Origin of the sequence: Parundibacterium terreum (assembly GCF_014636315.1) — a bacterium.
Classification (GTDB): Bacteria; Pseudomonadota; Gammaproteobacteria; order Burkholderiales; family Burkholderiaceae_D; genus Undibacterium; species Undibacterium terreum.
This window is the reverse complement of sequence record NZ_BMED01000003.1, coordinates 752,084-767,691: the sequence shown is the minus strand read 5'-3', so window position 1 is coordinate 767,691 and position 15,608 is coordinate 752,084. Positions and strand designations below refer to the sequence as shown.

13 protein-coding genes are annotated in these 15,608 nt (G+C 54.5%); 4 read left to right on the top strand and 9 right to left on the bottom strand.

Features of this window, described 5'->3' with window-relative positions; genetic code table 11:
- Nucleotides 1-9 precede the first annotated feature (9 nt).
- On the top strand, nucleotides 10-441 hold the full coding sequence (locus tag IEW12_RS18145) for a DUF1801 domain-containing protein (RefSeq protein ID WP_188567464.1): 432 nt from the start codon (nucleotides 10-12) through the stop codon (nucleotides 439-441).
- A 99-nt stretch (nucleotides 442-540) separates the two neighbouring features.
- Here IEW12_RS18145 and IEW12_RS18140 read toward each other — a convergent pair whose 3' ends face one another.
- The 8 genes from IEW12_RS18140 to IEW12_RS18105 form a co-directional block, all read right to left on the bottom strand.
- Entirely contained in the window at nucleotides 541-1,221 is a 681-nt protein-coding gene (locus IEW12_RS18140) for an OmpW/AlkL family protein (protein ID WP_188567463.1), read from the bottom strand.
- Nucleotides 1,222-1,238: 17 nt separating this feature from the next.
- On the bottom strand, nucleotides 1,239-2,768 hold the full coding sequence (locus tag IEW12_RS18135) for an alpha/beta hydrolase family protein (RefSeq protein WP_188567462.1): 1,530 nt from the start codon (nucleotides 2,766-2,768) through the stop codon (nucleotides 1,239-1,241).
- 269 nt (nucleotides 2,769-3,037) lie between these two features.
- On the bottom strand, nucleotides 3,038-6,178 hold the full coding sequence (locus IEW12_RS18130) for an efflux RND transporter permease subunit (protein ID WP_188567461.1): 3,141 nt from the start codon (nucleotides 6,176-6,178) through the stop codon (nucleotides 3,038-3,040).
- A 3-nt stretch (nucleotides 6,179-6,181) separates the two neighbouring features.
- The gene (locus tag IEW12_RS18125; protein ID WP_188567460.1) at nucleotides 6,182-7,411 is read right to left on the bottom strand and encodes an efflux RND transporter periplasmic adaptor subunit; all 1,230 of its coding nucleotides are present in this window, start codon (nucleotides 7,409-7,411) and stop codon (nucleotides 6,182-6,184) included.
- Between the two features lie 539 nt (nucleotides 7,412-7,950).
- A complete protein-coding gene (locus IEW12_RS18120; RefSeq protein ID WP_188567459.1) occupies nucleotides 7,951-8,415 on the bottom strand; it encodes a DoxX family protein in 465 nt (154 codons plus the stop codon).
- Nucleotides 8,416-8,471: 56 nt separating this feature from the next.
- Nucleotides 8,472-9,287, bottom strand: coding sequence for an HvfC/BufC N-terminal domain-containing protein (locus IEW12_RS18115; RefSeq protein WP_188567458.1), 816 nt, complete (start codon nucleotides 9,285-9,287; stop codon nucleotides 8,472-8,474).
- Nucleotides 9,277-10,146, bottom strand: coding sequence for an MNIO family bufferin maturase (gene bufB, locus IEW12_RS18110; protein ID WP_188567457.1), 870 nt, complete (start codon nucleotides 10,144-10,146; stop codon nucleotides 9,277-9,279). The genes IEW12_RS18115 and bufB overlap by 11 nt, the downstream gene beginning before the upstream one ends.
- Before the next feature lie 29 nt (nucleotides 10,147-10,175).
- Nucleotides 10,176-10,427 carry a BufA1 family periplasmic bufferin-type metallophore gene (locus IEW12_RS18105; RefSeq protein ID WP_188567456.1) on the bottom strand — a complete coding sequence of 84 codons (252 nt, stop codon included), beginning with the start codon at nucleotides 10,425-10,427 and terminating at the stop codon, nucleotides 10,176-10,178.
- Between the two features lie 277 nt (nucleotides 10,428-10,704).
- On the opposite strand from IEW12_RS18105, the gene IEW12_RS18100 reads away from it, so the two are divergent.
- The 3 genes from IEW12_RS18100 to IEW12_RS18090 all read left to right on the top strand — a co-directional run bounded on the left by IEW12_RS18100 (nucleotide 10,705) and on the right by IEW12_RS18090 (nucleotide 12,491).
- Nucleotides 10,705-11,001 (top strand): hypothetical protein, encoded by a 297-nt coding sequence (locus tag IEW12_RS18100; protein ID WP_188567455.1) that lies wholly within the window; start codon nucleotides 10,705-10,707, stop codon nucleotides 10,999-11,001.
- A complete protein-coding gene (locus IEW12_RS18095) occupies nucleotides 10,998-12,206 on the top strand; it encodes a serine hydrolase domain-containing protein (RefSeq protein ID WP_188567454.1) in 1,209 nt (402 codons plus the stop codon). The genes IEW12_RS18100 and IEW12_RS18095 overlap by 4 nt, the downstream gene beginning before the upstream one ends.
- Nucleotides 12,207-12,272: 66 nt before the next feature.
- Nucleotides 12,273-12,491: an RNA-binding S4 domain-containing protein gene (locus IEW12_RS18090; protein ID WP_188567453.1), complete on the top strand. Its 219-nt coding sequence runs from the start codon at nucleotides 12,273-12,275 to the stop codon at nucleotides 12,489-12,491.
- Between the two features lie 83 nt (nucleotides 12,492-12,574).
- Here the strand turns inward: IEW12_RS18090 and IEW12_RS18085 are convergent, their stop codons facing one another.
- Nucleotides 12,575-15,334 carry a sensor domain-containing protein gene (locus IEW12_RS18085; protein ID WP_188567452.1) on the bottom strand — a complete coding sequence of 920 codons (2,760 nt, stop codon included), beginning with the start codon at nucleotides 15,332-15,334 and terminating at the stop codon, nucleotides 12,575-12,577.
- Between the last annotated feature and the right edge of the window lie 274 nt (nucleotides 15,335-15,608).

Sequence of the window (15,608 nt, the reverse complement as noted above, 5' to 3'; positions counted from 1 at the left end):
GAGAACACCATGGCGGAAGCAAAGACCCGTCCCACCGATCAGTCCATCGACGAATTCCTGGCCCGTATCTCCGAAGAAGGCCGCCGCAACGATTGTGTAAAAATTGCTGAATTGATGCAGCACGCAACGGGAGCCCCACCCGTCATCTGGGGCAGTAGCATCGTTGGCTTTGGCAGCTATCGCCTGCGATACGATAGCGGCAAAGAGGCAGACTGGCCGCTGATCGCGTTCTCGCCCAGGAAAAACGATCTGACCCTCTATATCATGCCCGGCTTTCAGCACTACGAGGCATTGCTGGCGCAACTGGGTAAATTTAAAACGGGCAAGTCCTGCCTGTATCTGAAAAAGCTCTCCGACATAAATTTGGATGTGCTGGCAAGCCTGATCGGAGAATCGGTGCAGCACATGCGCAAAAAATGGCCTGCGTCAAAGCCAGGCTAAAAATCGATCCGTGTGAACATAAAAAAACAGGATAAGGAGAAAACTCCCTACCCTGTTCCAGTGACTACTTGAATTCAGCTTTTGGAAAAGCTTTTAGATTTAGAAGCTGTAACCTGCGGTCACGATATAAACAATCGGACTGAAGTTGATCACTGTCTTGCGCTCTATACTGCCTGTGGTCGCAGTCAGCGGCGATTTCACGTCGGCTGTTGCCACGTTGGCCATCAGGAACCAGCGGTTGGTGATGTTGTACTTTACACCGATCTGTGCCGCCCAGCCGGTAGAATCACCCAGCGAAATCTTGGTCGGCCCGCCCGCTGCGAGGTTGCCGGATGCAGTCGACCTTGCATCGTAGAATTGGGTGTAGTTCAGACCCAGACCGATGAAAGGACGGAAGGCATTCGATTCATCACCGAAGTTATAGTTGATGAACATCGTAGGCGCACGTTGCTTGACCTTTGCTGTCACGCCGAACGGTGCCAGCGTACCGGTACCGCGGTTGTCGTGCTCAGGTGGAATGCCCAGTGCCAGATCGAAGTCCACATTGGCAGTCAGCCTGCGTGTGTAGCCGATATAGACAGTGTTGGCGTTATCCACTTTGATGCCGGCCGGTTGCGGCGTCAGGAAGGCAGGTCCGTTGCTAGTCAGGCTAGGCGCATCGGAATGCACTGCAATATGTGCATAACCGATACGTACCGTGTTCGGAAAGTTTTCATCAGCCAGAGCAGAGAAAGAAGCCAGGGCCAAAAGAGTGCTAATAGCGATTTGTGTTTTTTTCATGATCTTCTATCCTCGCCTTAGTTAGCCAAAACTTGCTGGAAGAATCCACGCGCAGCAGCATTGCAGAACGGTGGTACCAGGGAGCCGTGGTATGCACCTGCAACCGCAGTAGCCGGATCGACGTGGGCAGCAACAGCCGCTGCAATCGCACCTGCCTTGGCCTGCGCAAAGCCTACTTTAGCCGCTGCAAATGGATCCGTCGCGCTGGTTGGGGCGGAATCCACATCCAGCACTGTCAACGCTGCGGAAGGTAAGCCCTTGGCCAGGAAATAACCGGCTGTAGCCTGGGTGCTGGCGAAGAACACCGTAGGGTCTGCATTACCGCCGCACAGCATCACAGGTACATTCGGCACATAATTGCGCAGATCGTTTTTCAAACCGGCTTTACGGAAACCGCTGGCTGGCGTGCAGTTCAAAGGATCGGCAGGATTGGTGCCGCATGGATTGGCCTGCATGTCTGCCAGATAAGCATTGCGGAAGCTGGTCTTGACCAGATTGCCGTCGCCGAAGAAGACCGAGAAAGCCGGGCTGGAAGGACCTGGCAGCGAGTCTTTGGCAAACAGGGCTGTCTGCGGCAATTTACCCGAAGTGAACAACTGGGTAATCGTCAGCGGACCAGGCATCAGGCTTTCTATACCTGTCGCATACTTGGCTTCATAGATATCGCTTGGCGTGGTGTACAGGCCGCCGTAGGATTTCTGCCAGCTGGTGGTGATCAGCGGAACGAAGATGGTGCCGCCTGCATTTGGCGAACCTGCAAACACGACATCACCCAGCAAACCCAGCGCATAAGGACCGGACATGCCGGCCAGTGCCGCCACTTTGAATTCGCTAGCGTACGTAGTCTGCATTGCGCGTTGGGTTGCCATCGCAACGTGGCCGCCTTGTGAATAGCCTGCAATCACCAGCTTGCCGGAATCAGCTGCACCGATAGTGGCAAAGGCCTTACGCGCTGCGCGCAGGGAATCCACCATGTCGTTCGCGGATTGTTCTGCATTCAGATAAGGATGGTAGCTCAATGAAGAAACGTCGTAGCCGGCGTAGTTAGGAGCAACCACGATAAAGCCTTGCGCTGCATACATGGCAGCAACCAGGGTCGATTCAGCGTTGTCACGCAGATTGGCCATGTTGAAAGATTTTTCAACCGTAGTGCCGTGTGCGTACAGCACAACTGGGCGCGGGCCGGAACAGGCAGGATCGGAACCGGACGGCACCATGATCGCGCCGGTAGCATCGGTCGCTTCATTGGCGCCGCCGACAGTGCCGTACTTCATGTAGTAAGTCGTGATCGAACATTTAGGCACACCGGTTACCTGGGTAATGCCGGGCTGACCTGCTTCCAGCAAGGCCTTGAATGGGGCCGGATCGAGCTTGGTGACGGCAGTGCCGTCAGCCTGGGGAATGGGCACCAGGTTAGGCGGATTCGCAACCAGCGAACCGCGCGCCAGGGTCGTGTCCAGTGTTGGACCCGGCGAGCCATCTCCGCCGCCGCAGGCGGTCAAAACAGCAGCTGAGAGCAGGCCCAGCGCAAGGGTGTATTGACGCATCTTTTGTCTCCTATGATAGATTTTTTTATGCAAGTAATGGAACGGTCGTTCTATAACTTAACTAGTAGTATGTCATTTGACAACAATGGTGAATAGTAAAAACTACAATTCAATACAAATCTAGAGTAAACACTCTCAAAAAAAGCAACGCACTACGAGGTATACCCGGTAGTGCGTTTGCAGTGCAGCATAAGATCCGATCAAGATAAATGATACAAATCATATGTTGCAGGACCTCAACTTTTCTTCAAGTTTCCCTAAACTCTCTATCAAGCAGCATCTGCCTCGGCATGCGCCCCTGCTACCGCAAGATTGGGCACGGGAGCGACATGTGTTTTGCCGCCAAAGTATTTCTTGCCCCACAAGCCCAGTCTGTCCATGTAGGAATACGCAATCGGCACCACCAGCAAGGTCAGCAGGGTGGACGTGATGATGCCGCCTATCACTGCCCTGCCCATAGGCGCCTGCGATTCGGCACCATCACTGAGGCCTATCGCCATCGGCAGCATGCCGAAAATCATCGCCAGCGTAGTCATCAGGATAGGACGCAAACGCACCTGCCCTGCGGCCATGATGGCGTCATGCTGCGACATCCCTTTCCTTTGCGACTGGTTGATGAAATCCACCAGCAAGATCGCATTCTTCGTGACTAGGCCCATCAGCATGATGAAGCCGATCACAGAGAAGATGTTCAAGGTGCTGCCGGTAATCAACAGAGCCAGCAATACCCCTATCAAGGAGAACGGCAAGGATGTCATGATCGCCAGCGGCTGCAGGAAGCTGCCGAATTGCGAGGCCAGGATCAGGTAAATAAAGATGACCGCGATACCCAGTGCCGCCGCTGCCGAATTGAAGGAATCCTGCATATCCTTGGTCTGGCCGCCGATATCGAAACGGTAGCCCGGCGGCAATTCAATGGTCTTCACCAGTTTTTGCACCTCGCTACCCACGTCGCCAGCCGGGCGCCCTTCCACGTTCGCATAGATGGCTGCACGGCGCTCCAGATTCTGCCGCTTGATCACGCGCGGGCTGGTACCCGGGATGAACTGCACGACCTGGCGCATGGGCACCATGATGGGCTTGCCGGTAGCATCCAGCTTGTCGCTGGCCAATGACAGCTCGCCCAGGTCGGAGATTTTTTGGCGGCCGGATTTAGGCAACTGCACATTGATCTCGTAGTTCTGTCCATCCGGCGCCAACCATTGCCCCAGCGTGTCGCCGGCAACGAAAGGACGCAGTGCGGAACCTATCTGCTGCACTGACAGGCCGAGATCGTTGGCCAACTCATTATTGACCTTAACCAATACCGTAGGATTTGCACCTGTCAGGCTGCTTTCCAGATCCGCAATGCCTTTAATCGCGCTCATCTTCAGCATCACCTTGTCGATCACATCCTGCAGCTTGTCTGCTTCCGGTCCGAGAATCGCAACATAGATGGGCTTGTTGTAGCCCACGCCCAGCTCTATGCCCGGAATTGATTTAAGGCGCTGGCGTATCTTCATTTCCAGTTCCTTCTGCGACTGCCTGTGCGTGACGCGCGGGTCGCTCAGCTTCAGCGCCACCTGCGCGGTATTGCGCTCGCCTTCTATCCCCACGCTGGTGTTCATCGCAATGATTTCAGGAATGCCTTTCAACGCTTCTTCTACCTGATGTGCCTTGCCGTCGGTGTAGACCAGGCTGGAGCCGACCGGTGTTTTCAGGTTCAGCGAGATCTGGCTATCGTCGGTTTCCGGCGAAAATTCGCTGCCTATCATGGGTAGCAACAAGAAGCTGCTCAGGAACAGGGCTGTTGCCACCAGTAACGTGGTTTTTTTCCACTTCAGCACGCCTTCCAGCATACGGCCATAGATAAGGTGGATTTTGTCCAGCCCATGCTCCATGCCGTCCATCATTTTTTTCAGCCACGGCAAGCGTTTGAAACGATCCTCGACTGGATCATGCCATACCGAAGACAACATAGGATCCAGAGTGAAGCTGACGAACAGCGATACCAGCACCGCCACCGTTACCGTAACACCGAACTGGAAGAAGAAGCGCCCTATCATGCCCTGCATGAAAGCCACAGGCACAAACACCGCAACAATCGCAAAGGTAGTCGCCATCACTGCCAGGCCGATTTCATTGGTGCCGTCTTCGGCCGCGCGGCGATGATCCTTGCGCATGCCCAGGTGGCGCACGATGTTTTCCCTGACCACGATTGCATCGTCAATCAGCAAGCCTATGCACAGGGACAAGGCCATCAGCGTCAGGAAGTTCAGCGTGAAGCCAAAGGCCTTCAGTGCGATGAAAGTAGCGATCACCGAGATCGGCAAGGTGAGCCCGGTGATGATGGTGCTCCGCCATGAGTGCAGGAACAGGAAAACAATCAACACCGTCAGGCCTGCGCCTTCCAGGATGGTTTCCTTGACGCCGGCCAACGATTTTTTAACATTGTCGGCATTGTTGTAGTTGACGACGATCTCTATGTCTTTCGGCAAACGGCTCCTCAAGTCATCAATCGCTGCCATGATGCCGTCGCCGACCTTGACGATATTGGCATCCTGAATCTTGGTGATTGCCACGCCGATTGCACGCCTGCCATTCACGCGCGAAATAGAAGTTTCTTCCCTTTCGCCATCTTTGACGTCGGCAACTTGTTCAAGATAAACCGGAGTACCTGCGTGGCGCGCCACGATGATCTTGTTGAAGCCGCGCGGATCGGCAATCTTGCCCTCCAGCCTGACCAGTTGATCCCTGGAGCCCTGCGTGATCAGACCTGCCGGCATGTTCTGGTTGGTCGCCTGTATCGCAGCCAACACCTCATTGACGCCGACATTATTTGCCGTCATCCGGTCCGGGCTCAAAGAAACCTGCACCTGGCGCACGACCGCGCCGCGCACGTCCACCCGGCCAACACCTTGCACGCCCTGCAATTTCTTGCCTATGATCTGGTCCGTTATCGTGGACAAGTCACGCAGGCTGCGCGTCTTCGAGCTAATGGACAGTTGCACTACCGGCTGCTCATTGCCGTCGCTCCCTCCTTTGACAATCAACGGGTCTTTTACATCCTTGGGAAATCCGGTACGTATCTGCGCAACCTTGTCGCGCACTTCTTGGATGGCCTTGTCGGGAGTAACATTCAATTCGAATTCCGTCCAGATCCCTACCCTGCCTTCATACGAGCTGGCCATGATGCGCTTGACGCCGCTGATCGTATTCAATACCTGTTCCAGCGGTTTGGTCAGGTCATTTTCAACGATTTCAGGTGAAGCGCCGGGATAAGTCACTTCCATCCACACGCCAGGGGACTGCACGTCCGGCATCTGCTCCAGACCCAGTCCCTGGTAGGAAAACAGGCCAAGCACCACCAGCGCCACCATCAGCATGGTGGCGAACACCGGATTTTGTATACTGACTTTAGTGATCCACATGGCTTAGCCTTTGCTGGAAGCTGCGGGGGATGCGGATGACGCTGCAGGCGCGCCGCCGGTAGTCGAGCTTAGCAATTTAGGCATGATCACCTTGTTGCCGGGCTTGACCTCATCCAGCTTGGCGGCGATCACCTGGGCGCCGGCATCCAGGCCTTCCAGCACCTGCACGACGCCTTCATCCTCGTTGCGCAAACCCAATTTGACCGCCTGCTGCTGAATCTGGCTGTTGACAACTTTGTAGACGATGTCCTTGCCTGCCTGCTGGCGTACGGCGCTCAGCGGCATTACAGGGTAGGAGCCGGTTTTTTGCAGCACCAGATTACCTTTGGCAAACATGCCGCCTTTCAGGGCGCCATCGGCATTTGCAACTTCTATATATACCAGCATGGAACGCGAACCGGCCTCAGCAGCCGGATTCACGCGCGCGACTTTGCCGCTGAAGTTACGGCCATTGAAACCGTCAACATTGAAATTGACCGTCTGGCCTATCTTGATGCGTGGAATTTCGCTGGAGGGAACCTGCGCTTCCAATATCAATTGCGCCAGATTCACAATCGTGAACAATGCACTATCCGGCGACACTTTTTCACCGGCCTGCACGCTACGCTTGCTGATGATGCCGTCCACCGGAGACTTGATCAGCGTATCTGAAACTGCAATCTGCGCTACCTCCCGCTGCGACATCGCGGATTTCAGGCTTGCCTGAGCCAGCTCAACCCCGTTATGCATCGTATCGAATGCATTTTGCGAGATGTATTTTTGCTGCAGCAGGGTCTCTGTATTTGCCCGGTTTTTTTGCGCCAGCGACAGCTTGGCTTTCGCTTCGTCCACCAGCGCCTCTTGCGTAGTCAGCCGCGCGCGCAAATCCGCGCCGTCAAAGCGGGCGATGACCTGCCCTTTCCTGACCGGCATGCCCTCCTGCACCAGGGTTTCAAGCACTTCAGCGGCGACCTTGGAGCGCACCGTGGCCTGGCTGACCGGCGTCAGGGAACCCGAGATAGGCAGATTGACCGCAACCTCGCGCATCTGCACCAATGACACGTCGGCAGGGGCAAGCTCAAATACCACTTCTTTCTTGGCTCCCGGCTTGCCAGGAGTCTGCGCCTGAGCCGATGTATTTTTTGAATAAGCCATCCAGCCGCCGCCGGCAATACCAATGACCACCAGGCCTATGACCGGGATGCGCCAGCGATTACGGGAATTGGGGGCGAGTTGTATGCTATCTGTCTTCATGATTTTACTTTTATAGTTGATTTCCGCCGCACTGCATCCAGTGCTGACGATCGTACTGATTACTGCTTTGAACTACGCCGGAATAATTGCTACGAAATTCAGCAAAAGTCTGAATGCGAACAAACCCGTGCCGCAATGGCTGCAGGAAAATTAACCGGCTAGTGAAATTTTTATCATTTGCGCCACCTTGCTTTTAAATTATGACAAGGCAATGATGGTCTTTATATTTCTCAGTATCGAGAGATTCAGACCATAGACTTGCCAAGAAGTTCGCCAAATTGGTGCAAAGCTCCGTACTTTTTGCGAATGTTAGCAATGTAAAACAACCAACAAGCCAGGGCGACGGCTATGCGACGAACTGCATAAAGCCGTGCTTGGAATTGAAATAGTCGGGACAGGCGGGAAAGCGACGGAAATTGTCGGTAAAAAAAAGAAAAGCACCTGCCAATTTACACTGGCAGGTGCCTGGACAAACTAGGGCAGCCCTTTATTCTTGCTGAAACGCTAAATTGCAACTCAATCGCAACAGTACACCGTCTCTATGCCTTGCGGGATTTGCCCAGCCAGTTATCCACGGATAATTTACCCGACCCGATGGCAACCAGTATCAGCAGCAAAAATCCCCAGTACATATGGTCATTGATCGCCGCCGGGCATTCAAATTTCCACAATTGTGGATAAGAAATGACCGCCATCGCATTGACAAAGAACAGCCCGAGAGCCGCAGGCCGTGAAAACAGGCCCAGGAATAGCAGCACCGGAAATACCAGTTCGCCGCCGGCCCCCATTACCGCCGCCAGATCGGGCGGCAACAGAGGGACCGTATATTCTTCACGGAACAGCGACAATGTGCCATTCCAGTCACCCACCTTAACCATGCCGGCTTTGAAAAACTGCCAGCCGACAAAGAGGCGGATTGCCAGCGACATCAGCGAGCCACCCCATAACTGCAAAACGCCGTCAAAGCGGGTGCTTAGCCCGTGCAAACGCAAGAGTCCATTCATTATTTTTCCCTGTTGATTATTGTATTGTGCCGATCCAATCGGCATTACCGCGAGTTCTATTCAGGAGCAACCGCGATAGCTCCGCAAAACATGCCGGCAAGGAAGCAGCGTGACAATTCTTGTGGAATATCAAACTGTGCATCTTCCTGCAAGGCTATTTCCAGCGCCTCGCCCAGCAAGCGCCCCTTCATCAGTGCCTGCAATGCCAGGAATGCTGCCTTTCCGATTTCCGTCACTTGCACCTGCCATTGCGGCCTGCTGACTATCGCATAAGTATCCGCCTGCAATTGCCCTGGATACGCCTGCTCACTCCCCGGCTGATGCGCCGACCAGATTGCCGCAGTCGCCCATGACGACTGATGCAGGTAGCAGGCCGGATGCAACTGCAGCCGCAACTGTTCCAGCCCATAGGTAGCGAGCGGTGCCAGGTCCGCCAGAGCCAATACTTGCGCGTCTGCCGCATAGTAGGCCCTGTGCGCCAGCCACTCCAGCCGCGCAACATCGGCGAAATACGGATACGCAGCAACCCCGCCCGACTGCGCCAGATAATCCGCAAACTCCGCGCCGAACTGATTAAGGTCACCGCTCTGCGAAGGATATAAACGTCCGTATTCCCGCGCAATTTGCTCAAAAAAGGCATCGCCGACCAATTGCCTGATGACAGGAAAGGCATTTCCCAGAGACTGGCCCCAGATCGCGCTCAAATTGCCGCGATATATCGCCAGCCTGTCTTCCACCACAGCCGGATTTCCGTTAAACATTGCCAGGCCTGGCTTGATCTGCTCAAAATCCAGCAAGGCAGCAGCGAACCGCTGCTGTAGTCCTTCCAGTTGCTGTAGCTGTTGTGGCCTTGGCGGGTAATCATGCGGCATTCGCCACCTCCGCCATCACCCCGGCCCGGATCTGATCTGCCTGGGCGGCCTCATCCAGCAACACAGCCAATTCCGGTATATCCGTATCCCATTCGATCAAAGTGGGAATGCCTGTGCCAAACAGGCGGCAGGCATGCCTGTACAAATCCCACACCTGCGCATCAACCCGGCTGCCATGGTTATCAATCACGCAGTCTGCAGAAACCAGATGTCCGGCCAGATGTATTTCACCGACTGTGCCGACTGGTAATTTTGCCAGCAAGCCCAGGGCCTCCAGCGCATCTTCGCCGTGATTGCACTGATTGACATACAGGTTATTGATGTCCAACAAGATGCCGCAACCGGTGCGCCGCGCTACCTCGGCCAGGAATGCCGCTTCCAGCATATCGTCGCCGGCGAAGCGCAGATAAGTAGATACGTTTTCCAGCAGTATGCGGCGGCGCAGCACATTTTGGCTCAGGTCCACCCTGGCGCACACCAGGTCCAGCGCCTCGTTGACCAGAGGCATAGGCAGCAGGTCATTCATATGCCTGCCGGAAATGGCGCCCCAGCACAGGTGTTCGGATACCAGTCCCGGCTGTACGCGGTCGGCCAATTGCTTGAGCCGCTGCAAGTGCACCTCAGAAAATCCTTGCGCCGAGCCTATTCCCAGCCCCACTCCATGCAGGCTGACGGCATAGTCGCGCCGTAAATGCTGCAATACATGCAGGTCATAACCGCCATCGGAGAAATAATTTTCGGAATGTACTTCCAGCCAATTGATGTCTACCGGCGCACGCAAGAAATCCTGGTAGTGCCGGCTGCGTAAGCCTATCCCGGTTCCATAGACCTTGTCTGTGTCGGTATTCGGCTTACGCATAGTCTGGCTTGGAATCAAAAAACAGGAAATTAAGCAGCTTTGTCGAGCTTGCCGCCCATTTTTTCGCAAGTACCGGCAGGTACTTTTTTCCATTCGCTAGGATCGTTGTCCTTCTTGCCCTGGCCGGCGCAGGAATGGCTGCCAGTTTTGGTTGCGCAATCATTCTGGCCTGCTTTTGCCACGCCAAAGCATTTTTCTGTTTTCGCTGGCTCAGCGGCCATCGCTACGGTGGAACCCAACAAACCTGCCAGTGCTACTGCGATCATTGCCTTGTTATTCATTTGAAACTCCTTGGTGATTGAATAAAAATTTCAGGACAGATACCCGGTTCAACAGGTAAATCCAAACTACTGACATGTAGTCGGCTGACGCATTCACACCTTACACAAGATTTTTAAAAAAATCATGTAGATATGAATAAATCCGTCCCGCAACGCGATTCCTCTGATTCGCACTATGTATACGCTGGAGAAATTGATCTGGTTTCAAGGGAAGCGTCCCACGTCCGCCATTCGAGGTAAGATAGCAGCCATCCCTAAACGTTCAATTTTCTCCAAGATGGATCATCAGACGAACACCTCTCATCACCGGCAGTTGGCGCAACTGCAGGCCAGCCTGGCGGAACTGGGCCGGCAAACCATCAGTAGCAGCGAGTTTTGCCGGATCTGGCGCAGCCAGGCCGAATTGCTGGCGGCACTGCCGCTACGCTATGCCCAAGTGCAGGAAGATCTATTGTCGCGCCTGGAAGCCGGCAGCCTGTTTTCTGAAGAGAGCTGCTCTTTTAGCCAGGGCGAACTGGTAACACAACTGGATATGTGGCTGAGCAAGGCCATGCAACAATTGGAGCAGGCATGAGAGACGTGAATTTTCAAACCCAAGCGGAAAACGCAGGCTTTTCTTCCACTGCATTGCAAAAACTCAGCACTTGCGTACAGCGCGACATAGATGCAGGTAGAATTCCCGGCGCGGTGATGCTGATTTCCCGCAAAGGCCAACTGGCTTATTCGCAGGCGCTGGGCAAACAAAGCCCCGGTAGCGAAATGGCGATGTCGCTGGACAGCATTTTCCGCATTTACTCGATGACCAAGCCCGTGGTATCCATCGCCATCATGATGCTGGTGGAACAGGGGCAGTTCCTGATCAGTGACCCTGTTTCGCGCTACTTGCCGGAACTCAAGAACCTGCAGGTCGGCGTAGCAAGTACAGATGAAGCGGGCAAACCATGTCTGACACTAGAACCCGCCCGCCAGGAAATGACGATACAGGACCTGCTGCGGCATACCTCCGGTCTAACCTACGGTATTTTCGGAGAATCACTGGTCAAGGACAGCTACCGCAGCCAGAGAGTGGAAGCTTCCGACATCAGCAATACCGAACTGGTAAAGCGCCTGGCGGCGGTGCCTCTGGCCTATCAACCCGGCACTGTCTGGGAATATAGCCGCTCTACAGATGTCCTCGGCGCTCTGATAGAACGCGTCAGCGGCGTGACGCTGGATGTCTTCCTGCAGCAGCATATCTTCGCGCCTTTGAAAATGGTGGACACGGGATTCTGGGTGCCGGAATCGGAGCAGCATCGTATCGCCGAGGCCTTTGCACACGACCCGGACAGCGGCATTTCCGTACGCCTGTCCAATATCAGGCAGCGCCCGCTGTTTCTATCCGGCGGCGGCGGCCTGGTATCGACCGCTGCGGACTACCTGCGTTTTGCGCGCATGCTGCTGAATGGCGGCGAGCTTGACGGCGCGCAGATCATCTCCCGCAAGACGCTGGAATTCATGCGCAGCGACCATCTGGGGGAACTGCCTTTGGCGAGAAGCGGGGCCAGCTATCTGCCGGGCCCCGGCTATGGTTTCGGCCTGGGCTTTGCCGTCAGATTGAGCGTGGGCGGCGCCTACACGCCGGGATCAGTCGGCGATTACAACTGGAGCGGCCTGGCAGGCACCTATTTCTGGATAGACCCACAGCAGGAAATGATTGCCATTTGGCTAATGCAGGCACCGGAGCAAAGAGCGCATTATCGGCAGCTTTACCGCAATTTAGTGTATGCTGCGCTGCTTTAAGCCCTTATCGAACTATCTTCGGGCTATCATCGGCTGTACGGCAATCTTATTTATCGATCAAGAATCATGCAAAAACTGACTTTTAGCCTGAGCGGCGAATTTGTAGAACTGAACCAGTTGTTGAAACTGGTTGGCCTGTGCGATAGCGGCGGGGCCGGCAAGGCTATCGTCGCCAGCGGCGAAGTGTCGGTGGATGGCCAGCAAGAATTGCGCAAGACCGCGAAGATACGCGCCGGCCAGGTCGTCAGGCTCGGCGATGTGCAGATCAGGGTGGACGCAGAATAAATCCTGCAGGATGTGCAGCAATAAAAAAACCGGCATTGCCGGTTTTTTTTATTGGAAGAGCGAGATATCGAATATAGCAAACCCTAGCGTGCCGACACCATGCGCGGCATTGCCGCAAGCCGGGAACGCGACTTGTTCATCTTCAGGAATTTTTCTATATCCTCAGGCGGCAACGGGCGGCTGAAGTAATAACCCTGCATCAGGTCGCAGCCTTGCGCGCGCAAGTAGTCCAGTTGTTCTATCGTTTCCACGCCTTCGGCAACCACTTCCAGCCGCATACTATGCGCCAGCGCGATGACTGCGCGCGCAATTGCCGCATCGTCAGCGTCGGTACTAATGTCCCGCACAAAGGATTGATCAATTTTCAGCGTATCGATAGGAAAGCGTTTCAGATAGCTGAGGCTGGAATAGCCGGTACCGAAATCATCAATGGACAGATGCACGCCCATGTTGCTCAATTCCTGCAGGGTGTCCGTCGCCGATTGCGGATCTTCCATCACCACACTCTCGGTGATTTCCAGTTCCAGCCACTCCGGCTTGCAACCGGTTTCATCCAGCACTTTCTTGACCAGGCTGACAATATTCTTTTGCTTGAACTGGCGCGCCGACAGATTTACCGCGACCCGCAGCGGCGCATAGCCCTGCTCCTGCCACAAGCATGTTTGCTTGCAGGCAGAGCGCAACACCCATTCACCTATGGGCACAATCAGGCCGGTCTCTTCTGCGATAGGGATGAAGTCTGCCGGCGACATCGGCGGTTTGTCCAGCGGATGCCAGCGCAGCAGGGCTTCCATGCCCACTACTTTACCGGTCAGCACATCGATCTGAGGCTGGTAGTGCAGCACAAATTCTTCCCGCTCCAAAGAGCGCCGCAAGCCGCCCTCTATCGTGAACCGTGCCAGCGCGCGCGCATTCATTTCATGCGCATAGAATTGCATATTGTTGCCGCCGGCATCCTTGGCGCGGTACATCGCGGTATCGGCATTTTTCAGCAGGCTCTGGCTGTCGGCACCGTCCTTGGGATAGACGCTGACTCCGAGGCTGCCGGTCAGGAAAAATTCATGCTCGTAAATTGCCATAGGCTGCGACAGCACATCCAGTATGTTTTGCGCAGTCAGTGCCAGCGCATCGGTGCTGGCCAGCTCTGACAGCATGACGACGAATTCATCGCCGCCCAGGCGCCCTACCGTGTTGTCGCTTTCTATGATGGAAGACAGGCGCCGGCCTATCTCGACGATGATCAGGTCGCCTATGCCATGGCCCAGGCTATCGTTGATATTTTTGAAGCGGTCTATGTCGATCAGGATGACACCGGTCTGCACGCCCATCCTGTGCGCATGGGCGATAGCCTGGCTAAGCCTGTCCTGTATCAGCAGGCGGTTGGGCAAGCCGGTGAGCGAGTCGTGGTTGGCCAGATGCAGCAGATCCCACTCTATCTTCTTGCGGTTGGTAATGTCTTCGATCGCACTGACCGCATAGATAGGATTGCCGCTGCGGTCCGACACCAGCGACACGGTGATATTCACCCACACCGCATGCCCATCCTTGTGGATGTAGCGCTTTTCTTTGGTGTAGTCGGGATATTCGCCGGAAATCAAGCCGCGTATCATTTCTTCATCGGCCTGCAGATCGCCGGGATGAGTAATATCCAGATAGGACAGGTTCTGCATTTCTTGCGGCGAATAGCCGACAATCTCTGAAAACTTTTTATTGGTCTGGAACCAGCGCCCCTCCAGCGTCAAATGCGCCAGGCCTATCGCCGCCTGGTTGAAGATGCCGCGAAACTTGTCTTCGCTTTCCCGCAAATCCGCTTCCGCCTTCAGGCGGCTGCTGATATCCCGGACCACCGCAACCAATATCTGCCTGTGCTCCGACATCATGGCGCGCAGATAGACCTCTACCGGTAGGCGCGAACCATCTTTGCGCTGGTGTACGGTTTCTATCATGCCGGTTTGGGATACGCTATGGATAATCTCATCAAAGCGTTTATGGATGCGCTCAAGTTCGCCGGCATCCGGCTTCAGGTCCTGCGGTCCCAGTTGCAGCAATTCGCTGCGGCTGTAACCAAGAATTTTAGTTGCCGTTTCATTGGCATCGATAAAACGCATCTGCGCGCGATCGATCAGGTAGATCGCATCGATGGAGCTATCCAGCGCCATGCGGAAGCGCAGCAACTCTTCCGGCGAGTTCATGCGCTGCGTCATATCCTTCATCGTCAGCAGGATGACGGTTTCCGCTTGCCAGACGGCGCAGGCGATATGGCATTCGAAAAAACGCGTGCCGGAACGGTCGCCCATCGATATCAACACATTGTGCTGAGGCTTTGCCCCCTCCAGCACTGATATGACGGCAATCAGTAATTGTTCATTGCGAATCAGCTCGTCTATGCTCTTGCCGGCCAGTGTACTCAGCTCGCCAATGCCGAAATTGGCAAGGAACAGAGGATTGGCGAAATGCGCCCGCTGTTCGCTGTCTAGCGTCAGCATGGCGACGGGTTCGTGAGTTAAATCGCTGGCAGTCACTGCCTCCGCCAAAGTACGGGTCGCCTGGAAGTTGGCAATATCAAATTCCAGCGCGGCAACCTTGCGCAAAATCTGCAACGCAGACAAAAACGACTCAGGATCGTAATGGAAAATCTGCCATAGCAAGGGCAGCCAGCGCGCCTCGTATTCCTGATTTTTTATGCAAAGGATGAATTCTGAAAAGGAATTGCTGGCGGCGGGAAATTCAATCTGCGGCGTGGAGACCAGCTTTTGATGGATGAGTCTGAGCAAAGTGATGTCAATATCATTGATATCCAGCGCGGCAAGACGCTGATCTACCGTCATTTGACTCAAATCCATCTCTCTAGCACTCAAATCTTACCCCATCCAAATTTTTATGCGTTGTATCGTCCTTACGCCAGGCGCGAAGGCAATATGTTGCCGAACAAGAAAATATTAACAGATAAGTAACAGGGGTGCAGCTTTATTGAAGCATCCGGATGTAGCTGTCCAGACGTGCGCCCGCAGGCGAGTGATGCGGGATTGCCAATATATTTATAATTGCTCCGCAGTATCACATGAATGCATGCTTTTTTGAAGCAGGTGCCGTAGTTTAACAACAATTAAATTGTAA